The 20898-nt window shown below is 58.9% G+C and carries 22 protein-coding genes; 13 read left to right on the top strand and 9 right to left on the bottom strand.

Annotation, left to right across the window (positions count from 1 at the left end):
• The first annotated feature begins 3 nt into the window (after positions 1-3).
• From atuC to K5K95_RS32420, 6 genes are all read left to right on the top strand, one after another.
• Positions 4-1620, top strand: a complete 1617-nt coding sequence (gene atuC, locus K5K95_RS32395) for a geranyl-CoA carboxylase subunit beta (RefSeq protein WP_222587833.1) — start codon at positions 4-6, stop codon at positions 1618-1620.
• Between the two features lie 26 nt (positions 1621-1646).
• On the top strand, positions 1647-2804 hold the full coding sequence (gene atuD / locus K5K95_RS32400) for a citronellyl-CoA dehydrogenase (protein WP_222587834.1): 1158 nt from the start codon (positions 1647-1649) through the stop codon (positions 2802-2804).
• On the top strand, positions 2801-3598 hold the full coding sequence (locus K5K95_RS32405; protein ID WP_222587835.1) for an enoyl-CoA hydratase/isomerase family protein: 798 nt from the start codon (positions 2801-2803) through the stop codon (positions 3596-3598). The genes atuD and K5K95_RS32405 overlap by 4 nt, the downstream gene beginning before the upstream one ends.
• A gap of 118 nt (positions 3599-3716) precedes the next feature.
• The gene (locus K5K95_RS32410) at positions 3717-5678 is read left to right on the top strand and encodes an acetyl/propionyl/methylcrotonyl-CoA carboxylase subunit alpha (protein ID WP_222587836.1); all 1962 of its coding nucleotides are present in this window, start codon (positions 3717-3719) and stop codon (positions 5676-5678) included.
• Between the two features lie 71 nt (positions 5679-5749).
• Positions 5750-6298 (top strand): exonuclease domain-containing protein, encoded by a 549-nt coding sequence (locus K5K95_RS32415; protein WP_222587837.1) that lies wholly within the window; start codon positions 5750-5752, stop codon positions 6296-6298.
• 61 nt (positions 6299-6359) lie between these two features.
• Positions 6360-6644 carry a pyrimidine/purine nucleoside phosphorylase gene (locus tag K5K95_RS32420; RefSeq protein WP_010461229.1) on the top strand — a complete coding sequence of 95 codons (285 nt, stop codon included), beginning with the start codon at positions 6360-6362 and terminating at the stop codon, positions 6642-6644.
• Between the two features lie 73 nt (positions 6645-6717).
• Here K5K95_RS32420 and K5K95_RS32425 read toward each other — a convergent pair whose 3' ends face one another.
• Positions 6718-7524 carry an MOSC domain-containing protein gene (locus tag K5K95_RS32425; protein ID WP_222587838.1) on the bottom strand — a complete coding sequence of 269 codons (807 nt, stop codon included), beginning with the start codon at positions 7522-7524 and terminating at the stop codon, positions 6718-6720.
• 92 nt (positions 7525-7616) lie between these two features.
• The gene (locus K5K95_RS32430; protein WP_046032376.1) at positions 7617-8552 is read right to left on the bottom strand and encodes a chemotaxis protein CheV; all 936 of its coding nucleotides are present in this window, start codon (positions 8550-8552) and stop codon (positions 7617-7619) included.
• A 462-nt stretch (positions 8553-9014) separates the two neighbouring features.
• Here K5K95_RS32430 and K5K95_RS32435 point away from each other — a divergent pair, with 462 nt between their 5' ends.
• The 3 genes from K5K95_RS32435 to K5K95_RS32445 all read left to right on the top strand — a co-directional run bounded on the left by K5K95_RS32435 (position 9015) and on the right by K5K95_RS32445 (position 11463).
• Positions 9015-9485 carry a hypothetical protein gene (locus K5K95_RS32435; protein WP_222587839.1) on the top strand — a complete coding sequence of 157 codons (471 nt, stop codon included), beginning with the start codon at positions 9015-9017 and terminating at the stop codon, positions 9483-9485.
• 428 nt (positions 9486-9913) lie between these two features.
• Complete coding sequence (locus tag K5K95_RS32440) at positions 9914-10807, top strand: sensor histidine kinase (protein ID WP_222590494.1); 894 nt, start codon at positions 9914-9916, stop codon at positions 10805-10807.
• Positions 10804-11463, top strand: coding sequence for a response regulator transcription factor (locus tag K5K95_RS32445; protein WP_222587840.1), 660 nt, complete (start codon positions 10804-10806; stop codon positions 11461-11463). Before K5K95_RS32440 ends, K5K95_RS32445 begins: the two co-directional genes overlap by 4 nt.
• Here the strand turns inward: K5K95_RS32445 and yegS are convergent.
• Positions 11460-12365 carry a lipid kinase YegS gene (gene yegS / locus K5K95_RS32450; RefSeq protein WP_222590495.1) on the bottom strand — a complete coding sequence of 302 codons (906 nt, stop codon included), beginning with the start codon at positions 12363-12365 and terminating at the stop codon, positions 11460-11462. The two genes, K5K95_RS32445 and yegS, sit on opposite strands and share 4 nt — an antisense overlap.
• A 323-nt stretch (positions 12366-12688) precedes the next feature.
• Here yegS and K5K95_RS32455 point away from each other — a divergent pair, with 323 nt between their 5' ends.
• The gene (locus K5K95_RS32455; RefSeq protein ID WP_222587841.1) at positions 12689-12997 is read left to right on the top strand and encodes a hypothetical protein; all 309 of its coding nucleotides are present in this window, start codon (positions 12689-12691) and stop codon (positions 12995-12997) included.
• 65 nt (positions 12998-13062) lie between these two features.
• Here the strand turns inward: K5K95_RS32455 and glp are convergent, their stop codons facing one another.
• Both glp and moaB read right to left on the bottom strand, forming a co-directional pair.
• Positions 13063-14250 carry a gephyrin-like molybdotransferase Glp gene (glp, locus tag K5K95_RS32460; protein WP_222587842.1) on the bottom strand — a complete coding sequence of 396 codons (1188 nt, stop codon included), beginning with the start codon at positions 14248-14250 and terminating at the stop codon, positions 13063-13065.
• A gap of 22 nt (positions 14251-14272) precedes the next feature.
• Positions 14273-14812 (bottom strand): molybdenum cofactor biosynthesis protein B, encoded by a 540-nt coding sequence (moaB, locus tag K5K95_RS32465; RefSeq protein ID WP_090186349.1) that lies wholly within the window; start codon positions 14810-14812, stop codon positions 14273-14275.
• Positions 14813-14893: 81 nt separating this feature from the next.
• Between moaB and mobA the strand changes: the two genes are divergently transcribed.
• Positions 14894-15496, top strand: a complete 603-nt coding sequence (mobA, locus tag K5K95_RS32470; RefSeq protein WP_222587843.1) for a molybdenum cofactor guanylyltransferase MobA — start codon at positions 14894-14896, stop codon at positions 15494-15496.
• Between the two features lie 76 nt (positions 15497-15572).
• A complete protein-coding gene (locus K5K95_RS32475; RefSeq protein ID WP_222587844.1) occupies positions 15573-15794 on the top strand; it encodes a YgdI/YgdR family lipoprotein in 222 nt (73 codons plus the stop codon).
• Between the two features lie 69 nt (positions 15795-15863).
• Here the strand turns inward: K5K95_RS32475 and K5K95_RS32480 are convergent, their stop codons facing one another.
• The 3 genes from K5K95_RS32480 to K5K95_RS32490 form a co-directional block, all read right to left on the bottom strand.
• Positions 15864-16754: a pseudouridine synthase gene (locus tag K5K95_RS32480; protein ID WP_222587845.1), complete on the bottom strand. Its 891-nt coding sequence runs from the start codon at positions 16752-16754 to the stop codon at positions 15864-15866.
• A gap of 71 nt (positions 16755-16825) precedes the next feature.
• Positions 16826-17143, bottom strand: coding sequence for a transcriptional regulator (locus tag K5K95_RS32485; RefSeq protein ID WP_208669291.1), 318 nt, complete (start codon positions 17141-17143; stop codon positions 16826-16828).
• Positions 17144-17310: 167 nt separating this feature from the next.
• A complete protein-coding gene (locus K5K95_RS32490; protein ID WP_222587846.1) occupies positions 17311-17547 on the bottom strand; it encodes a glutaredoxin family protein in 237 nt (78 codons plus the stop codon).
• 208 nt (positions 17548-17755) lie between these two features.
• Between K5K95_RS32490 and K5K95_RS32495 the strand changes: the two genes are divergently transcribed.
• The gene (locus K5K95_RS32495; protein ID WP_222587847.1) at positions 17756-19471 is read left to right on the top strand and encodes a cation:proton antiporter; all 1716 of its coding nucleotides are present in this window, start codon (positions 17756-17758) and stop codon (positions 19469-19471) included.
• A 1-nt stretch (position 19472) separates the two neighbouring features.
• On the opposite strand, the gene K5K95_RS32500 is transcribed toward K5K95_RS32495, so the two are convergent.
• Positions 19473-20681 carry an ammonium transporter gene (locus K5K95_RS32500; protein WP_222587848.1) on the bottom strand — a complete coding sequence of 403 codons (1209 nt, stop codon included), beginning with the start codon at positions 20679-20681 and terminating at the stop codon, positions 19473-19475.
• Between the last annotated feature and the right edge of the window lie 217 nt (positions 20682-20898).

Genomic DNA, 20898 nt, shown 5'->3' on the forward strand with positions numbered 1-20898 from the left:
GCCATGCCGGTCATCCAGTCTCAAGTCGACCCGCTCAGCGAACAGTTCGCCCACAACCGTGTCGCAATGCTGGCCGGCATCGAGCAGGTGCGCCAGCTCGAACACAATCTGCTGAACAAAGCGGCCGAAGCCAAGGACAAGTTCGACAAGCGCGGCCAGTTGCTGCCCCGCGAACGCCTCAACCTGCTGCTTGACCCTGGCGCGCCGTTCCTCGAACTGGCGAGCCTGGCCGGCTATAAATTGCACGACGACAAGGACGGCAGCTCGGCCGGTGGCGGGCTGATTGCCGGCATCGGTTATGTCTCCGGCGCGCGGGTGCTGGTGGTGGCGAACAACAGCGCGATCAGGGGCGGAACCATATCCCCCAGCGGTTTGAAAAAGTCCCTGCGCCTGCAACAGATCGCCATGGAAAACAAACTGCCGGTGATCACCCTCGCCGAGAGCGGCGGCGCCAACCTCAATTACGCGGCAGAGATTTTTGTCGAAGGCGCGCGCACCTTCGCCAATCAGGCGCGGATGTCAGCCATGGGCCTGCCGCAGATCACCGTGGTCCACGGCTCGGCCACGGCGGGCGGTGCTTACCAGCCGGGGCTCTCGGATTACGTGGTGGTGGTGCGGGGCAAAGCCAAGCTGTTTCTGGCCGGCCCGCCGCTGCTAAAGGCCGCCACTGGCGAAGTTGCGACCGACGAAGAACTGGGTGGCGCCGAGATGCACGCGCAAACCGCCGGCACTGCCGAATACCTGGCCGAGAACGACGCCGATGGCGTGCGCCAGGTCCGCGAAATCGTCAGCCTGCTGTCGTGGAACGAACGCTTGCCCGCCGCGCCCGCCCGGTATTGGGAAGACCCGCTCTACCCTATCGACGAACTGCTCGGGCTGATTCCGGACGACCCGAAAAAGCCCTATGACGTGCGCGAAATCATCGCGCGGATTGCCGACGGTTCGAGCTTCCTCGAATTCAAGAGCGAGTTCGATCAGCAAACCCTTTGCGGCCATTTGCACATTCAGGGACGTGCCTGCGGATTCATCGGCAACAACGGCCCGATCACGCCCAAGGGGGCGAGCAAGGCGGCGCAGTTTATTCAGCTCTGTGACCAGAGCCAGACACCGCTGCTGTTTTTCCACAACACCACCGGGTTCATGGTCGGCACCGAATCGGAACAGCAAGGCGTGATCAAGCACGGCGCGAAGATGATTCAAGCGGTGGCCAACGCCCGGGTGCCCAAGCTGACCATCGTCGTCGGCGGTTCCTATGGCGCCGGCAACTATGCGATGTGCGGCCGTGGCCTCGACCCGCGCTTCATCTTCGCCTGGCCCAACAGCCGCACGGCGGTGATGGGCGGCGCCCAGGCCGGCAAAGTGCTGCGCATCGTCACCGAGGCCAAGCAGCTCAAGGACGGTCTGGTGCCCGACCCGAAAATGCTCGACATGCTGGAGCAGGTCACCGCACAAAAACTCGACAGCCAATCCACGGCGCTTTATGGCAGCGCCAATCTGTGGGACGACGGTCTGATCGACCCGCGCGATACCCGCACGTTGCTCGGGTATCTGCTGGACATCTGTCATGAGGCTGACGTACGGCCGCTGCAAACCAACAGTTTTGGCGTCGCGAGATTCTGATCGCAGGTCACAGGAGAACAATAAGAATGATCTTCACCCAGGAACACGAAGCACTGCGTCGCACCGTCCGCCAGTTCGTCGATCACGAGATCAACCCGCACGTCGAGGAATGGGAAAAGGCCGGGCGCTTCCCGATTCACGAGATCTTCCGCAAGGCCGGTGACCTCGGGTTGCTGGGGATTTCCAAACCGGAAAAGTTTGGCGGCATGGGCCTCGACTACAGCTATTCGATCGTCGCGGCCGAAGAGTTCGGCACCATCCATTGCGGCGGCATTCCGATGTCCATCGGCGTGCAGACCGATATGTGCACGCCAGCCCTCGCCCGCTTTGGCTCCGATGAATTGCGCGAAGAGTTCCTGCGCCCGGCAATTACCGGCGAACAAGTTGGCTGCATCGGCGTCTCTGAAGTCGGCGCCGGATCCGACGTGGCCGGGTTGAAAACCACCGCCCGCAAGGACGGCGACGATTACGTGATCAACGGCAGCAAAATGTGGATCACCAACTCTCCGAGCGCCGACTTCATCTGTTTGCTGGCAAACACCTCGGACGACAAACCGCACGTCAACAAGTCGCTGATCATGGTGCCGATGAACACCCCGGGCATCAGCCTCAGCTCGCACCTGGACAAACTCGGCATGCGCAGTTCGGAAACCGCGCAGGTGTTTTTCGACAACGTGCGCGTACCGCAGCGCAATCGCATCGGCCACGAAGGTGCGGGGTTCATGATGCAGATGCTGCAGTTCCAGGAAGAACGCCTGTTCGGCGCGGCGAACATGATCAAGGGCCTGGAATACTGCGTCGACAGCACCATCGAGTACTGCAAGGAACGCAAGACGTTCGGCAGCGCGCTGATCGATAACCAGGTCATTCACTTCCGACTCGCCGAACTGCAGACCGAAATCGAATGCTTGCGTGCGCTGGTCTATCAGGCCACCGAGCAATACATCAAAGGCCAGGACGTCACACGCCTGGCTTCGATGGCCAAACTCAAGGCCGGACGCCTGGGTCGCGAGGTCAGCGACAGCTGCCTGCAATATTGGGGCGGCATGGGTTTCATGTGGGACAACCCGGTGGCCCGCGCCTACCGTGACGTGCGGCTGGTATCGATCGGCGGCGGCGCCGACGAAATCATGCTGGGGATCATCTGCAAACTCATGGGCATCCTGCCGGGGAAAAAGAAATGAGCGCCCTGCCTGCTTGCCAGACCCTGCTGCTGGAATCACACAACGGCGTGCTGCACATCACCCTCAATCGCCCGGACAGCCGCAACGCCATGAGCTTGCAGATGGTCGACGAACTGCGCGCGGTGCTGGCGACGGTGCGCGACGATCGAGCGGTTCGTGCACTGGTGATCGGTGGTGCCGGCGGGCATTTTTGCGCCGGTGGCGACATCAAGGACATGGCCAATGCACGCACTCATGGGGCAAGTGCCTATCGCGACTTGAACAGAGCCTTCGGTTCGCTGCTGCAAGCGGTGCAACACGCGCCGCAAGTGGTCATCACCGTGCTGCAAGGCGCGGTGCTCGGCGGTGGATTGGGCCTGGCGTGCGTCAGCGACATTGCCCTGGCCGATCACAACGCGCAATTCGGCCTGCCGGAAACCAGCCTGGGTCTGCTGCCAGCGCAGATTGCGCCATTCGTGGTCCAGCGCATCGGCCTGACCCACGCACGTCGACTGGCGCTGACAGCGGCGCGGTTCGATGGCATCCAGGCGCGGCGTATGGGGCTGGTGCATTTCGTCGAGCATGACGCGCAAGCCTTGGCCGAGCGCCTCGATGAAGTGCTCGCCCATGTGTTGTGCTGCGCGCCAGGGGCAAATGCGACGACGAAAAAACTGTTGCTGGCGAGCGCCGGCCAGCCATCCGATGCGTTGCTGGATGAGGCGGCTGAGTGGTTCAGCGAAGCGGTGACTGGTGCAGAAGGGATCGAGGGGACGATGGCGTTCGTGCAAAAACGCAAACCGGGGTGGGCTTCTTAAAAGCATCGCAGGCAAGCCTGCTCCCACAGGTTTTTTGGAACGACACAGAACCCATGTGGGAGCGGGCTTGCTCGCGAAGAGGCCATCACTGTCACCGCATACCTTAAGAGAAGACCCAATGCCCGCCCTTAAAAAAATCCTGATCGCCAACCGTGGTGAAATCGCTTGCCGCATCCAGCGCACGGCCCAAGCCCTGGGCTACCGCACCGTCGCTGTCTTCAGCGATGCCGACGCCGATGCCCTGCACGTGCGAATGGCCGACCAGGCCGTCAACGTCGGCCCAGCCCCGGTGCAGCAGTCCTACCTGAACATCCCGGCCATCCTCGAGGCCGCCCGCCGCAGCGGTGCCGACGCGATTCACCCAGGCTACGGTTTCCTTTCCGAAAACGCCGAATTCGCCCGCGCCTGCCAAAACGCCGGCATCACCTTCATCGGCCCGAGCCCGGAAGCCATTGAGCTGATGGGCAGCAAGCGCCTGTCGAAGCTCGCCATGCTTGCGGCCGGCGTGCCCTGCATCGACGGCTATCAAGGCCCTGAACAGGACGATGCGACCCTGAGCCGCGAAGCCGAGCGCATCGGTTACCCGCTGATGATCAAGGCCAGCGCCGGAGGTGGCGGACGCGGCATGCGCCTGGTGCACAGCGCCGGGGACCTGCTGGAACAATTGCGAACCGCGCGTTCCGAAGCCCTGCACGGGTTTGGCAGCGACGAGCTGATCCTCGAACAAGCGCTGATCGATCCACGGCATGTCGAAGTGCAAGTGTTCGGCGACCAACACGGTCACTTGATCCACCTCGGCGAGCGCGACTGTTCGATCCAGCGTCGCCATCAGAAAGTCATCGAAGAAGCGCCCTGCCCGGTCATGAACACCGAGTTGCGTCAGGCCATGGGCGACGCGGCGCTCAAGGCTGGGCGCGCGGTCAACTACGTCGGCGCCGGTACCGTGGAATTCCTGCTCGATGCGCGCGGACAGTTTTATTTCCTGGAGATGAACACCCGGCTGCAAGTGGAACACCCGGTCACCGAATTGATCACCGGCCTGGACCTTGTGGCTTGGCAGCTGCAGGTCGCCGAAGGCTTGCCGCTGCCGTTGCAACAGGAGCAGGTGCCACTCAACGGGCACGCCATGGAAGCGCGCTTGTACGCCGAAGATCCGGCGCAGGGTTTTGTACCGCAAACCGGTCGGATCGAGGCCTGGGAGCTTGCGTTGCAGGACGGTGTGCGCATCGATCATGGCTTGATCGAAGGCCAGGCCATCAGCCCGTTCTATGACCCGATGCTTGGCAAAATCATCGCCCATGGCTCTACCCGCGAAGAGGCCCGGCGCAAGTTGCTGCGGGCCGTGCAGGACAACGTGTTGCTGGGGGTGCAAAGCAATCAGCGTTTACTCGCCAGTTTGCTGCAACACCCGCAGTTCATCAGTGGCGAGTTCAGTACCGGGTTCATCCCGAGCTGTTTCGCCGACCATCCTTGCCTGCATCCGCACGTTCCAGTCGCTGAAGAATTGGCCATCGCTGTGGCGTTGTTCTATCACGCCTCAGCCCAGGCCTACCTCGCCCCACTGGCCGGCTGGCGCAACAACGCCAGTGTGCCCCTGCACTATCGCATCGGCGTGGAGGATCAGGACTGGCAGGTGGAACTGAACGCACTGCCTGACCAGCCTTACCGGTTGACGGTCGGCGCCCGAACCCTCCAATTGAAGGTCATCCAGTGCGACGGGCGCTGGGCGACGCTGGACATCGACGGCATTCGTCAGCGCTATGCCTACCGTCTCGACGCTGGCCAACTGTGGCTGTCCACCCGTCCCGGCAGTCTGCGGCTGATCGATCGGACCCAGGCGCTGGTCAGCTCTCAGGCGAGCGTCAGCAACGGCACCCTGAAGGCACCGATGGACGGAGCGATCGTCGATGTATTGGTCAGTGAGGGCAGCCCGGTCAGCAAGGGCCAACTGCTGGTGGTGCTCGAAGCGATGAAAATGGAGCATCCGCTCAAGTCCGGCATCGACGGAGTGCTCAAGCGCTTGCAGGTCCGGGTCGGCGATCAGGTTAAAAATCGTCAGATTTTGTTGGAGGTTGAATAAGCCGCTAGGCGGATCCGTCGGGTTTGGCTACGCTCAAGTCCTATCAGGACGCGGATACCAGGAACCCTGCGATGCCTCATTGGCTGGTAATCGATCTGGAAGCCACCACCGATGACGGTGGCTGGCCTGTTACAGAAATGGAAATAATCGAAATCGGTGCCACCCTGGTGGATCGTAAAGGGCGCGAAGTGGATTTTTTCCAGTGCTTCGTTCGACCCTTGAAACGACCGCTGCTGACGCCGTTTTGCCGGGAGCTGACGCACATCACTCAGGCAAACGTCGACGCCGCGCAGACGCTGAGCGAGGTCTGGCCGTCGTTCGAGCAGTGGCTGGGGCAACATCAGTCGGTTCTGGAGGGCTGGGCAAGTTGGGGCGACTACGATCGCAAGCAACTGCTGCAGGAGTGGCAGCGTCTGCAACTGGACAGCGCCCTTGGCAGCGTGCCGCACATGAATCTCAAACAACGCTTTGCCAAGGCCCGACGCCTGGAGCGCCCGCTGGGACTCAACGCCGCATTGCAAATGGCGGGCATGCAGTTCAATGGCCAACAGCATCGGGCGCTGGAAGATGCGCGTAATACAGCGCGTTTGTTGCCACAGGTTCTCCCCCTCGAAAGGTGACGGCGTTCGAGGCCTTGTGCATACTGGCCAGCCCTTTTTAGCCCTTTTCGAGGAATCGCCCATGTTTAAAGTCAACGAGTACTTCGACGGCACCGTCAAGTCGATCGCCTTTGGCACCGCTGAAGGTCCTGCGACCATCGGCGTCATGGCTCCGGGCGAATACGAATTCGGCACCAGCCAGCGTGAAATCATGCACGTGGTGACCGGCGCCCTGACCGTCAAACTGCCTGACAGCACCGATTGGGAAACCTTCGCCGCCGGCAGCCAGTTCAACGTGCCCGCCAACAGCAAGTTCCAGCTGAAAGTGGCCGTCGACACCGCTTACCTGTGCGAATACCGCGGCTAAAACCCCGGGTTTTCACCGCGACAAAAAATGCCCGCGTCCTTTTGGGACGCGGGCATTTTTCGTTCAGGGCGTTTTACTCCAGGATCGTCACCGGCATACCGACTTCAAGTTGGCCGGTGCTGTCGTTGACCAGATTCTGGCCGAACATCGCGCCATCGGCCTCGGAACGGTATTTCTGCAAGGTGGCCAAGGGTTCGCGGTCTTCACTGCGCTCACCGGTTTGCGGGTCGATAGTGGTCAGAATGCAGCGCGCGCAGGACTTGACCACACGGAACTCGACATCGCCAATGCGCAGGCGCTTCCAGCCATCCTCGGCATACGCATCGCTGCCCTCGATTACCAGATTGGGCCGAAAGCGCAGCATTTCCAGCGGGCGTCCGACCTTTTGCGACAAGTCCTCCAGGGACGCCTGGCCGATCAGCAACAGCGGGAAGCCATCGGCGAACGCCACCTGATCATCGTCCTTGCCGTAACCCGATTGGGTTGTCCGCGCGCGATCAAGCGGCACTTGCACCAGCCGCGTCGGTTTACCGATGAATTCACTGACCCAGGCCGCCGCCTCAACGCCGGCATCCGGCACACGCAAGGTGTCGCGCCAGATCGTCACGCCACGCAGTTCCGCGTCGCTGGCGGGCAAAGCGATGTCGATGGGTGTGCGGCCTGCAGCGCTGAGGGTCAAGCCGCCATCGGCGTTCCACAACGCCGACAACTGACTCATCTGTGCCACCGCACGCTGGGTCAGAAAGCGCCCGCTGGCCTCGTCCACCAGCATCCAGCGTCGATCACCGTCCAACCCCAGTTTGTCGAGGCCGATCGATTGCAGGCTCTCGCCCTTGCCGGATTTCAATGGATAACGGTAAAGCGCGCTCAGACGCAGCATGGCCAGCTCCCTGGTGGACAAAAAACGCCACCCTATACGAGCTTGATCGCCGAATCAAAGGCTGGCATCAGCGCCAGCCTGTCGGGCTGTCATCAGGCCGGGACTTCGTCGAGCATCAAGCGCTGACGCACGACGTCGACAAGTTTGTCCGGCTGGAACTTGGAGAGGAAATTGTCACAGCCGACCTTCTTGACCATCGAGTCGTTGAAGCTGCCCGACAACGACGTGTGCAGCACAACGTAAAGCCCACGCAGGCGCGGGTCGTTGCGGATTTCGGTGGTGAGGCGATAGCCGTCCATTTCCGGCATTTCTGCGTCGGTGAACACCATCAACAGTTTGTCGGTCATCGACACACCCGTATCGGCCCATGCCTTGAGCATGTTCAGCGCCTTCAAGCCGTCACTGGCGATGTGCATCTTCACGCCCAACTGACCCAGCGTGTCGCGCAATTGCGACAGGGCCACATTGGAGTCATCCACCAACAGCACTTCACGACCACGGGCGCGTTCCAGCACCGGGTCTTCGAGTTTTTCACGGGAGACCTTGGCGTTGTAAGGCACGATTTCAGCCAGCACTTTTTCGACGTCGATGATTTCCACCAACTGGTCGTCGACTTTACTGATGGCCGTCAGGTAATGCTGGCGGCCGGCGCTGGTAGGAGGCGGCAGGATCGCTTCCCAGTTCATGTTGACGATGCGATCCACGCCCCCCACCAGGAACGCCTGCACCGAGCGGTTGTATTCGGTGACGATAATCGTGCTGGTCGGGCTTGGCACCAGCGGACGCATGCCGATGGCCTGGGACAAGTCGATCACCGGCAACGTCTGGCCACGCAGATTGACCACGCCACAGACAAAGGGATGGCGCTGCGGCATCAACGTCAGTTTTGGCAGTTGCAACACTTCCTGCACTTTAAAGACGTTAATTGCGAACAATTGCCGGCCGGCCAACCGGAACATGAGAATTTCCAGGCGATTCTCACCCACTAGTTGTGTGCGTTGGTCTACCGTGTCGAGAATGCCGGCCATCAATGACTCCTGGGCTTGTTCTGATGAATTCACTAAAGGGAGTTATCGGCTGTTATCGCCGGATCTTGACCCCAAGACAAAATGCCACGAACGAACATTGATGTCACATTAACATCATGCTTTACTGACTACGTGATTTCATCTGCTACATTCCCTGCGGCGCGACCTCGGTTTGCCCGTTCGGTTCCCGCGTGTAAGGGATTCCCCTAGTAACAATCAGGCCCAACCTGATGTTCGCAATATCCAATAGCCATTAATGTGACGCCATTCTCATTGCATGAACGGAGTCAGGCTTTTGTGTGCGATCGCAGGTAAGTGGCCATCCACCCTCTCGAGTTCCCCAGCCTGCGTCCAGGCTTGCCGGAGCGCGATCTCATGCCGGCATGGCAGTGTCAGGGCGCTGGACGCCCGCGTCGACACACGCGACATCCCCTCATTTGACATGACGTTGTGGAGATAAGCATGCCAAACCAACCCAAGCAGTGGGCCCAGCGGCTACCCGAGTTCCTTGTCGAAGCTGAAACGCTCCTGGCCAAGTCGGAGGAGTGCCTCAGCCATCTGCAACTCATCAGCAATGACAAAGACGCAATCGATTGCATCCTCAGCAGCCTGCTCAAGCTGGCGAGCAGGGCCGATGCCCTCGCACTGGAAGCCGTGTCTGAATTTTCGCTGCATATTCATGGTTTATTGAATCACGCCCAAAACCACATGGACCTGCACGAACAGGCGCTGGATGCCTTGAAGGACTGCTTCACGTTGATGGCCTGGCAACTCGAACTTATCGATCAGACCACAGGCCAGCTCAGCCTGGATGACAGTGAACAGACTTCCCTGATCGAAGCCTTTGCGTTTCAGGTCGGACACCGTCAATTTCAGCCATCGGTTAATTCCAAACCGTTCACGCTCGTTGCTTATTCGGAACGCCAGGCCTAATTCGCCTGATACCCTGCCGTGTCACCTATTCTTATTGCCATGAGGCTGCTCGGTAACTTGAGTACGCTCATGTCGCAATTGAATATTTCATACCTGTCAACGACAGTTTGACATCAATAAAAACTCCCCATTCCCGCATACTTTTTCCATTGTGGAACTATCGTCCAATAGCGATTTTCCTGACCATATGGGCATATATACCAAACGCGACCGACGGTATCTTAAGTGTTATTATGCCGACCATTAGTTGACGCCAATTAATGGCGAAGTGACGCCAGAGCAAGAAACAGCGCCCATGGAAGTTCGAAGCTTTCTTAATCACGGGACCGCACCTTGCTTGAAGCGAGTCACTACAGATTTCCAAATACAGTCCCGTCAACGACCATGGCGGAGCTGCCCGCAGCGAACATTCATTGGCTCCATCCGCTATGTACGCCAGCCTCAAATCACTCACGCCATGGCCACCCTCCGCAAAAAATGCGCGACGGCTCACGCTTTTGCTGTGCCTGTGTTCGGCGTTTGGCAGTGTGCTGATTTTCGGCACTTCCACACCGCTGCCGGCGAGCCTGATGGTCCTCAACCTTGTGGTGCTGGCGGTTGTGTGGGGGCAAGGTCATTTCTCGCGCAAGTCGATAAAATTTCAGCCGCAAGAACTGGCGGACCGCCTGCTGCAAGTCCAGGAAAACGAACGCCACCGACTCAGTCGCGAATTACATGACGACATCGGCCAGTTGCTGACCGCTGCAAAACTGCAAAGTGAATGGCTCAAACGCCGGATGCCGGAAGAAATGCAGGGCCAGTGCTCAACGCTCATCGACACACTGGACGAAACCCTGGCCAAGGTTCGCGATGTCTCGGCCATCCTCAACCCCAGACAATTGACCAGTCTCGGCCTGGAAGCCAGCCTGCGGGCACACCTGCTCAAGACCCTGGCCAATACCTCCATACACTGGAGCCTGGAATGCCATCAGCGCCTGACCGGAATACCGGAGGAAATGTCGGTGGCCGCCTTTCGAATCACCCAGGAAGCGGTGACCAATATTCTGCGTCACGCCGAAGCGAAAAATCTGTTGGTCCGCTTGCAACGTTTGCCCCAGGGCCTGACGCTGTTGATCAGCGACGACGGCCTGGGTTTCGCGCCAGCAGCCGACCCCGGCAGAGAGGGACAACGCGGGATGGCCGGGATGCTGGAACGGATCGAGCAACTGGGCGGTACCCTGGCCGTGACCAGCGAGCCGGGCAAAGGCACTCAAATCGAAGCACTTTTTCCCTGGGCGCCCCGAGCGCTTGAACGGGCCAGTTCGAATAAGGTTATGCATTGACTTGTAACTTACTTCTGGTGGATGACCACTCGCTTATCAGGGCCGGCGTGCGCGCTCTGGTGCTGGACATTCCTGGCTACGCGGTAATCGGCGAGGCCAACGACGGCTCGCAACTACTGGAAATGGTCGAGAAACTGTCCCCCGACATCGTTCTGCTGGATATCTCCATGAGGGAGACCGGTGGCCTTGAAGCCTTGCAACGGCTCAAGCGGGTGCGCCCGCAAAGCAAGGTGCTGATCCTTTCGATGCACACAGATCCTGCGCTCATCATGCAAGCGCTGGAATCGGGAGCTCACGGATATTTGCTCAAGGACACCACGGCGACCGAGCTGGAACATGCCCTGGACGCCTTACGTAACAACGAACGTTATCTGAGCCCGGCCATCGCTCACACGGTGATCAACCAGGCACTGATCCGCAATCAGAAACAGCAGCCGCAGGTAACGGACTCGCACAACCTGACCGCGCGGCAACTGGAAATCCTGCGACTGATTGTCCGCGGAAAATCCACCCGGGAAATCGCCAATGGCCTGGGCCTCAGCATCAAGACCGTTGAAACCCATCGCTCGCAGATCATGAAGCGCTTGCAGATCTACGACGTGGCAGGCCTGGTCCTGTTTGCCGTACGCGAGCAAATCATCAGCCTGGACGACTAGCCGTTTTTCGAGTTACCGAGCAGTGGCGAGTCTTCAGGCAAATGCACGCGCAACGCTGCCGGGCGCGCACTGAAGCGCAGGCTGTCACCCTCCAGGGGCTCGCCATCCAGATTAATGTGCAGACCTTCGGAAACCTTGATCTCGACCCATGGCAAGCGGGCTCGCACAAACATGTTGTCGATGCCGAATCCGTCGGCCAGCAAGGTCTTCAACGTACTCACCACCTCCTGCGGCGCGGGCAAGATGCTGATATCCAGCAGACCATCGTCCGCCAGCGCTTGCGGGCACAGCACATGACCGCCCCCCGCTTGCCGGCCATTGCCGATGCCCAAGGCCAATAACTCGCCACTCCAGTGAAAGTCCGGTCCCTGTAACTCACCATAGGCGACATGCAACTCGCTGAAGCGCGACAAACCGGTGAACAGATAGGCGGCCCCACCGAGTACCTTTTTCAAGTCTTCGGAAGTGTTCGCCGTAACCCGGCTACCGAATCCACCGGTGGCCATGTTAAGAAACATCTGCCCCCCAACTTCCCCCATATCGATGGCGTGAGGAGCAGCCTCCAGCAGGTCCAGGGCTGGCGCAGGCTCCAACGGCACGCCGGCGGCGCGGGCAAAATCGTTCGCGGTCCCCAAAGGCAGCAGTACCAGACTGGCCTGGGTCGATTGCACCGCCATGGCCTCGGCGATATCACGCAGGGTGCCATCACCGCCGCCAGCAATCAGGTGCGTATACCCTGCACTCAGCGCCTCTCCTACCAGTCGCTGCGCGTCACCTGCCTCCCAGGTCAAGCGGACGGCCAGTTCCCAGCCCTGCTGGCGTTTGCCTTCGACGGCCGCGCGGACCTCCTCGTTGAGTGCCTGCTTGCCGTGCAGAATCAACAGCGCCTTGCGCTCACCCATTGTTGTCGCCCCCATGATTGAAATCCCTATGAGAGATGTTGACCTCAGGGGTGCCGAAAAAAGTCGGTAGAAATTGAATTATTTCAGCGCCACTGCGTTGGCGTCCTACAGGCCTGGGATTTTTCTTACGAAACGTGAGGAATCGGCTCAATTGACCAGCCAGGGTGATTAGTAGACCTTGGTGTCTGTGGTTCTCAATCATCATTAGCAACCCCACAAGGACGTGCATGCAATGAACAACCCCGCTGCAAAAGCCCTGAATAGCACAATCGACAACGGGATCGGCCGCTCCAGTGATTTCAACGCAAGGAGCGTTTCAGCCCATGCAAAGCCATGACTTCAGGTTGCCGATCGGTGCGGTACCGCCGTTCGCAGAAAGTCGCATCAATCATCAAGCTGAATCTGACAACGGTGCAAAGCCCACTGGAGGAGTTGAAATGGAACCTCGCGTCATTGAACTGGAGACACACCTCAAATACATCCGCAGGGACATGGACGAAATGCGTAACGACGTTAAATCCATCAAACACCGACTGGCCTACTCGGCAGGCGGAACAGCCGTGATCCTTGGGTTGCTGGGCTGGGTCGCCAACAGCCGCTTTGAACAGGTCGTGACACTCCTGGCCCGTTGACCCTCAGACATCACGCAAGGCCCGGTAGATGCAACCGGGTTTGCGCGACTACACAATGACAGGGATCAGACCAGCAACTCGCTCAGCGCAATGAAGCTCACATATTCACCGGCAACCAGCGTGCGATCTTCCAGCACCTCGACCAGACCATCAGCCCAGGCGGCACTGCGAAGTACGCCAGAACTCTGGTTCTTGTAGATGATTGCCCGACCATTTTCCAGGCGTCCGCGCAGGTACTCTCGGCGATTGCCAGCCTTGGGCCAGTCGAATCCCGCGGGCACCTGAAATTTTAACGGCTCAACCTCCTTCACTCCTTGTCGGCGCAAGAGATAGGGCCTGGTCAACAAGGCAAAGGTGACCAGGGTCGACGCCGGATTACCGGGCAAACCGATCACCGGCACGCCGTGAAAATGTCCGACTGTCAGCGGTTTGCCAGGTTTGATGGCGAGTTTCCACAAGGACAACTCACCTTCTTCGCGCAAGGCTATGCCCAGGAAATCCGCCTCACCCACAGACACTCCGCCGGTAGAAAGGATCAGGTCGACATCCTTCAACTCTTCCAGGCGAGCACGGGTGGTTGATAAATCATCGGGAAGGATGCCGGCATCGATCACTTCACAACCCAGGCGCCACAACCAGCTGCACAGCAGCACGCGATTGCTGTTGTAAATCTGTCCCGGCCCAAGCGCCTGCCCCGGCTCTACCAATTCGTCTCCGGTAGACAGGACTGCAACCCGAACCTTGCGCACCACCTCCAGCTCAGCACGTCCCAACGACGCCGCCAGGCCCAGTTCGATTGGACCCAAGCGCGTACCTGCGGGCATTACAAGTTCGCCAACAGTCGTTTCCTGGCCTTGCGGCCGAATATTTTGACCGACACTCAGGGTCTCGATGAATCGGACTCGCTCATCCGCCTGAACCTCGGCGTTCTCTTGCATCTCGACGCAATCGGCCCCAGCAGGTACCGGTGCGCCAGTGAAAATCCGGGCACAGGTTCCTGGCTTCAACGGCTCGGGCGCCTGACCGGCAAAAATCTTCTGGCTGACTGGCAGCGGTTCTCCTGTCCAGTCAGCGATGCGCAAGGCATAGCCGTCCATGGCACTGTTTGGCCAAGGGGGCAGATCGAGCGTCGAGATCAGGTCTTCGGCCAATACGCGCCCTTCGGCCTGCGCCAACGGCAGGCGTACACGCTCAAGTATTTTTGACGACTCCGCCATTTCCAACAGACGCGCCAACGCTACCTCAACGGGCATGAGGCTGCCGGTTTTGCCGGGCTTACCCGCGGGATTCACAGGGTGCCGCCTGTTTCAGATGAGCCACGAAATTGCATGGGCGGTGCCGCGAATCCAGCTGCTCGGCAAGAATGCCGTCCCAACCGGTGCGCACCGCGTTGGTCGAGCCGGGCAAACAGCAGACCAGCGTGCCATTGGCCAACCCCGCCAAAGCTCGAGACTGAACTGTCGAAGTGCCGATGTCTGCGACGGAAATCTGCCGGAACAACTCGCCGAAACCATCGACCTGCTTGTCCAGAAGGCAACTCACCGCTTCCGGGGTGCTGTCGCGACCGGTAAACCCGGTACCACCGGTGATCAACACCACTTGCACGACATCGTCGGCAATCCAGTTGGCGACTTGTGCACGAATTTTGTAGAGGTCATCTTTAAGCAAAACCCGAGCGGCCAGGTTATGCCCGGCAGCGCTCAAGCGGTCGACAAAGACCTGTCCTGACGTATCGGTTTCCAGGGTACGGGTATCGCTGACCGTCAACACCGCGATATTGAGCGGCGCGAAAGGTACATCAGCCTTGGCTTTCATAGGCTCGTCCAGTTGTAGGATAAACAGCCCGGTGTTATATCACAGCGCCTCATTTTTTCGACGCCCCCATGGAGACTTGCCATGACCCCGAATACAGATTTACCGCCCTGTTCCATTCTGCTCCTGGCGGGGGGACGAGGCCAACGCATGGGTGGTCAGGACAAGGGGTTGCTGCAATGGCATGGCGAGCCGCTGATCGCGCATCTGCATCGCAAAACCCGTGAGTTGAGCGATGACCTGATCATCTCCTGCAACAGAAACATGGAAAAATACGCGCCTTACGCCGACCAGTTGGTCCATGACGACGAAGGTGATTTCCCGGGGCCGCTGGCGGGTATTCGCGCCGGCCTCAAGGCTGCCCGTCATGTTTTTTTACTGGTGTTGCCCTGCGACGTGCCACGCATTGATGCCGCCCTGCTCCATGACATGCGCGAAACCGCCCACCAGCATCCGGATAAACCGTTGATGCTGCGGCATGGCGAGCACTGGGAACCCTTGCTTTGCATTATCCCGACGGCACTCCTGGTGGATTTCGAAAAGGCGTGGAATGAGGGTGAACGCAGTCCGGGGCGGATCATGCGCAACCTGGGCGCTACTGCCCTGCAATGCCCCGAAAATGACCCTCGCCTGGCCAACCTCAATACACCGGAGCTATTAAGCTCACACAACACTGTGTCAGACTGACGCAAGAAGGAACTTGCGCACGATGCATACGTCTCAAGCTCAGTAACCAAAAGAATTCATATTCGGAGACACACTCATGACTCAACGGACCCTCGCCTCTTTCATGCTCGCCTTGGGCCTTGCGACCCTCGCCGGTTGCGCATCGCCTACAGTGATCACCTTGAATGATGGTCGCGAAATCCAGGCCGTCGACGCGCCAAAATACGATGAGAAGTCAGGTTTCTACGAGTTCGAACAACTCGATGGCAAACGCACTCGCATCAACAAGGATCAGGTCCGTACCGTCAAAGAGTTGTAATCTTTACGGCATTACCGGATACGAAAAAGCCCGCTTGATGCGGGCTTTTTCGTGCCTGGAGGACTGCTATCACCATTGCAGGGTGATGGCGCTTTCGAATTCACGCTCAAGCCCGGTGACCGGGTCCAAAAACCGTAAACCCTGCGCCAGCAATTTCAAGGGATTGGCGTAGTCGTCCTCAATATCCTTGAGTACCTGTGGATAGAACGGATCGTTGCAGATACTGGCGCCCAGCGCGGTCATGTGCACCCGCAACTGATGTTTCTTGCCGGTCACGGGATAAAGCCCATAGCGCCAGAGGTCACCGTTCCTCTCCCTGACCTCGACGGCTGTCTCGGTGTTGCTGACGCCCGGACCTTCCTGCATGCGAAAGAACGGCTCGCCATCGATCATCCGGCTTTTATGAACCAGTGGAAACGAAAGCTCAGGTAATGCCGGGGCAATTGCTTCGTAGCGTTTTTCGATTTGTCGTGTAGGAAACAATGACTGGTAAGCCGAACGGCTCTGAGGGTTCGCTGAAAACAGCACCAACCCTGCGGTATGCCGGTCGATGCGGTGCAAGGGCACCAGATGCGGGTTATCCAGTCGACGGATCAGCCGTCGCAACAACGTCTGCTCTACATACTCGCCAGCCGGAGTCACTGGCAGAAAATGCGGTTTGTCCGCCACCACCAGGTGTTCGTCGGCGTACAGGATCGACTCGACCACCGGAATCTCTTTTTCGTCCGGGACCTCACGAAAATAGTGAATCCGCAGTCCTTCCTTGTAACGCAGATCAAGTGCGATCGGCATCCCTTGCGCGTCAAGCACACGGCCGCGTGCAATTCGGGCCAGCCATTGTTCACGACCGATTGCACTGAAATGTTCGCACAAACAATCGAGGACGGTCTGCCACGGCCCCGGCGGCAAATAAAGCGTGCTGGCCTGGTGGTGTGCAGCAGAAAAAGATGAAGTGGACATACGAAAGCTCTGACCCTTAATGCAGGACGGCATTATCCCGCACTGGCCCGATCACACCTAGAAGAGAATCCTCACGCCGGTATCTGCGTACGCGCTGCGGCCTCAGTGAACTCCTTGAGCCAGCGCAGCACATCAACCGCTTCCCAGCGACCAGGGTCATAAAGCGCATACAACAACCCCTGATAACCCACGACATCCAGCTGCCGGTGATAACCCGCACGCTGGAACAACGCCTCGATTTCGGCGAAACAGGTATTGAAATGCAGCTTGTTGAACGGAGTTTTTCCTTCCGTGACCAGACCGTCCAGACGCAACTCGAGGACAGCCTCGCGTACAACATCGACCGACATCTTGTTCACGCTGTTTTTCAATTGCTCGACATTGACCACGATGAATCCCTCTCATGCCCCGAACCGACTCTCCCCCCAGAAAATCAGGAGTCGCCGTCAGACAAACGAATAGCTGTATGCGCATACAGTATCCGAAGAGGACCGATTAAGCCAAGGGGATCCATCGCAAAGTTCGACAGACGGGTAAGTGAGGTCGCAAAAACCAATTAACTCAGGAACGCTACCACCTCATCGGCACTGAATGGCCAGCCCAGCTCAGCCCCGGTATCGATCCGACGCAACACCGGAATACGCAGGCTGTAGGCTTCAAACCAGCTTTCGCTTTCAGCGATATCCACCAATTCAACCAGCAGACCATGTTCGACAAACGGCATCAGCTCGGCTTCGGCGACTTCACAGAGATGGCACCCAAGAGTACCGAACAGCTGACATTCAGGAGGCATGAGCGCTCAACCTAAGAGATTAAATGACTATTCTAGGCCTGCCCCCAAAAGCCGTCGAGCCATTGAATCTTCTGGTCTTGGCGCACAAATCACCATGACACCGGCAAAACCCTGATTCATATCAGTCGCCATAAATGTCATTTACGCGATGCTCAGGTTTCTTTTAGTTCTACGCTTGAATAGCCAGAACCCAGCACCGGAGTTTTTTGTGTTCGCCAACCTGTTGATCATCTTCGCCTCCTCACTGGTGGTGATTGCACTGTTCCAGCGCCTGCGGTTGCCACCGGTGCTCGGCTATCTGTGCGTGGGGTTGATGATCGGGCCGACGGCGTTCAACTGGGTGAATGAAAGCGAAGAGCTGCCAGACCTTGCCGAACTGGGTGTGGTGTTCCTGTTGTTCTCCCTCGGGCTGGAGTTTTCCCTGTCGAAAATGATCGCGCTGCGCCAAGTCGTGTTTGGTCTGGGCAGCCTGCAAGTACTCGGTACGGGGGCGGTGCTGGGTGCCTTGCTGATGTCGCTTGGCATGCCGACCACCCCAGCTCTGTTACTGGGCGCTGGCCTTTCGCTGTCCTCAACGGCGATTGTCAGCAAAGAGCTGAGCAGCCTTGGCGAGATTTTCAGCAGTCACGGCCAGAATGCCATCGCCGTGCTGCTGTTCCAGGATGTGGTCGCAGTGTTGCTGCTGACCCTGGTGCCGGTGTTCGCCGGCAACAGCGACCAGGCCTGGTACTGGGCTTTGCCCCTGACACTGGGCAAGACGATTGTGCTGTTTATCGGCCTGCTGCTGGCCAGCCGCTGGCTGCTGCCCCGCCTGTTTCATGAAGTCGCCGCCGCCCGCTCACCCGAACTTTTCGTGCTGCTGGCGCTGGTCATCGTTTTGCTTACTGCCTGGCTGACTCACTTGCTCGGTCTCTCCCCGGCCCTGGGCGCATTTCTGGCCGGCATGCTGCTGGGGGAAAGCCATTATCGGCATCAGATCGAGGCCGATATCCGGCCATTCCGCGACATTCTCCTCGGGGTGTTTTTCGTCAGTATCGGCATGTTGATCGACTTGAAGTTGTTTGCCAGTCACGGCCTGGCGATCCTTGGACTGACACTTGGGTTGCTGGCGATCAAGGGCACGGTCGTTGCGTTGCTGGTCAAATGGCGCGGCAGCGATGGAGAAACCGCTTGGCGCAGTGGTCTGGCATTGGCTCAGGGCGGCGAGTTCTGCTTTGCGCTGATGGCACAGATGCAGCAAAACAAAATGATGCCCGCCGATTTCGGCGGTCTTTTGCTGGCTGCGACATTCTGCTCGATGCTGGTCACTCCATTATTGCTGCGCGCCGCGCCCCACCTCGCGACACGCCTGCATCGCAAACCGAACGAAGAAGTAAAACTGGCGCAAATCAGCGCGCTCACTGCCGACTTGCACAACCATGTGGTGATTTGTGGCTATGGTCGCGTCGGTCAGTCGATCGGCCGAGCCCTACGCAACGCCAAACAACCCTACGTTGCGCTGGACACCGATCCGGTGCGTGTCCAGGAGGCCGCAGTCAATGAAAGCTGCGTGCATTACGGCGATTCACGCCGCGGTGAACTGCTGCTCGCGGTAGGCCTGGCGCGCGCAAAACTGCTGGTGATCGCCGTGGACCAGAGCGACATAGCGCTGCTGATTCTCAAGGAGGCTCGCCGCTTGAACTCGACGATTCCTATCCTGGTACGCACCCGGGACGACAGTCAGCTGACCGAGTTGAAAGCGGCCGGCGCCAGTGAAGTCGTCCCTGAGTTGCTGGAGTCGAGCCTGATGCTGGCCTCCCACGCACTGATCATGCTGGGGTTGCCCGCCCACCAGGTCCAGGAACGGGCTGACCAGATACGCCATGATCGTTATCGCCTGCTGCACGGCTTTTATCCTGGAGCCGACGACGATGAAGAACAGTGAGTCAGTCCTGGCTTACGGCACCGATCTTGTGCACCGACAAGTCCGCGCCGTAATACTCCTCTTCCTGGCTAAGACGCAGACCATGGAACGCCTTGATCACGCCATACACCGTAAAGCCGCCGGCCAACGCCACGACGATCCCCAGAGCGGTGCCGATCAACTGGCTGATCAGGCTAACGCCTCCCAAGCCACCCAATGCGCTCTGGCCAAAAATGCCGCAAGCGATCCCGCCCCAGACACCGCACAATCCATGCAACGGCCAGACACCCAGCACATCATCGATACGCCATTTGACTTGAGCCGCGGTGAAGCACCAGACAAACAACGCGCCTGCGATGATACCCGTCACCAGTGCGCCGACCGGGTGCATCAGGTCCGAACCTGCACAGATCGCCACCAACCCGGCCAATGGACCATTGTGCAAAAACCCTGGGTCATTGCGCCCGACGATCAACGCCGCCATCGTGCCGCCGACCATGGCCATCAACGAATTGACCGCTACCAAACCGCTGACGCCTTGCAGTGTCTGCGCACTCATGACGTTGAAGCCGAACCAGCCGACAATCAGAATCCACGAGCCCAGCGCGAGAAAGGGAATGCTCGAGGGAGCAAACGCCACCAGCCGCCCTTCGCGATAACGCCCTTGCCGTGGCCCGAGCAACAACACGGCCGCGAGCGCCAGCCAGCCGCCCATGGCATGGACGACTACAGAACCTGCGAAATCATGGAAGCTGGCGCCAAAACGCGCCAGCAACCAGGCTTGCAAGCCGAAATTGCCATTCCACACCATGCCCTCGAAGAACGGATAGATGAATGCCACGATCAGCGCCGTGGCACACAGCTGCGGGACAAACCTGGCGCGCTCGGCAATGCCCCCGGAAATAATCGCGGGAATGGCGGCGGCAAAGGTCAGCAGAAAGAAAAACTTCACCAGTGCGTAGCCATGATCGGCGTTAATGACCGCCGCCGGCTGAAGGAAGGTGACCCCATAGGAAATCCAATAGCCTATAAAGAAGTAGGCCAGGGTCGAAATGGCGAAGTCGCTGAGGATCTTCGACAAGGCATTGACCTGGTTTTTCTGTCGAACCGTGCCGACTTCAAGAAAGGCAAAACCGGCGTGCATGGCCAGCACCATGACCGCGCCGATGAGGATGAACAACGTATTGGAGCTATGGACCAGACTGTCCACAGCGCTTTGCAGATTTTCCATGGAGTTGGCAGACCTGAAGGCTAAAAAAGCACCAAAGCGGTTCGCGCAGAGTCGTTCGTGCACCAAGTTGCGGCTCGCCATGATCAACGCGTGGTCGCGATGAACCGCTTTGGCGCACAAGGTCGTCACCTTCACGCGAGTTTTGTTTGTTTGAGTTAGGGTTTTGCTGAAATCATGCCCGGCAACAGCGCAGTGGCACGGATTAACGCACCATCAC

Source organism: Pseudomonas sp. DR48 (assembly GCF_019823085.1).
In the GTDB taxonomy this organism is placed as follows: domain Bacteria; phylum Pseudomonadota; class Gammaproteobacteria; order Pseudomonadales; family Pseudomonadaceae; genus Aquipseudomonas.

Coding starts and splice junctions, on each gene's coding strand:
- atuC (WP_222587833.1), top strand. CDS start 4: ATGCCGGTCATCCAGTCTCAAGTCGACCCGCTCAGCGAACAGTTCGCC.
- atuD (WP_222587834.1), top strand. CDS start 1,647: ATGATCTTCACCCAGGAACACGAAGCACTGCGTCGCACCGTCCGCCAG.
- K5K95_RS32405 (WP_222587835.1), top strand. CDS start 2,801: ATGAGCGCCCTGCCTGCTTGCCAGACCCTGCTGCTGGAATCACACAAC.
- K5K95_RS32410 (WP_222587836.1), top strand. CDS start 3,717: ATGCCCGCCCTTAAAAAAATCCTGATCGCCAACCGTGGTGAAATCGCT.
- K5K95_RS32415 (WP_222587837.1), top strand. CDS start 5,750: ATGCCTCATTGGCTGGTAATCGATCTGGAAGCCACCACCGATGACGGT.
- K5K95_RS32420 (WP_010461229.1), top strand. CDS start 6,360: ATGTTTAAAGTCAACGAGTACTTCGACGGCACCGTCAAGTCGATCGCC.
- K5K95_RS32425 (WP_222587838.1), bottom strand. CDS start 7,524: ATGCTGCGTCTGAGCGCGCTTTACCGTTATCCATTGAAATCCGGCAAG.
- K5K95_RS32430 (WP_046032376.1), bottom strand. CDS start 8,552: ATGGCCGGCATTCTCGACACGGTAGACCAACGCACACAACTAGTGGGT.
- K5K95_RS32435 (WP_222587839.1), top strand. CDS start 9,015: ATGCCAAACCAACCCAAGCAGTGGGCCCAGCGGCTACCCGAGTTCCTT.
- K5K95_RS32440 (WP_222590494.1), top strand. CDS start 9,914: ATGTACGCCAGCCTCAAATCACTCACGCCATGGCCACCCTCCGCAAAA.
- yegS (WP_222590495.1), bottom strand. CDS start 12,365: ATGGGTGAGCGCAAGGCGCTGTTGATTCTGCACGGCAAGCAGGCACTC.
- K5K95_RS32455 (WP_222587841.1), top strand. CDS start 12,689: ATGCAAAGCCATGACTTCAGGTTGCCGATCGGTGCGGTACCGCCGTTC.
- glp (WP_222587842.1), bottom strand. CDS start 14,250: ATGCCCGTTGAGGTAGCGTTGGCGCGTCTGTTGGAAATGGCGGAGTCG.
- moaB (WP_090186349.1), bottom strand. CDS start 14,812: ATGAAAGCCAAGGCTGATGTACCTTTCGCGCCGCTCAATATCGCGGTG.
- mobA (WP_222587843.1), top strand. CDS start 14,894: ATGACCCCGAATACAGATTTACCGCCCTGTTCCATTCTGCTCCTGGCG.
- K5K95_RS32475 (WP_222587844.1), top strand. CDS start 15,573: ATGACTCAACGGACCCTCGCCTCTTTCATGCTCGCCTTGGGCCTTGCG.
- K5K95_RS32480 (WP_222587845.1), bottom strand. CDS start 16,754: ATGTCCACTTCATCTTTTTCTGCTGCACACCACCAGGCCAGCACGCTT.
- K5K95_RS32490 (WP_222587846.1), bottom strand. CDS start 17,547: ATGCCTCCTGAATGTCAGCTGTTCGGTACTCTTGGGTGCCATCTCTGT.
- K5K95_RS32500 (WP_222587848.1), bottom strand. CDS start 20,681: ATGGAAAATCTGCAAAGCGCTGTGGACAGTCTGGTCCATAGCTCCAAT.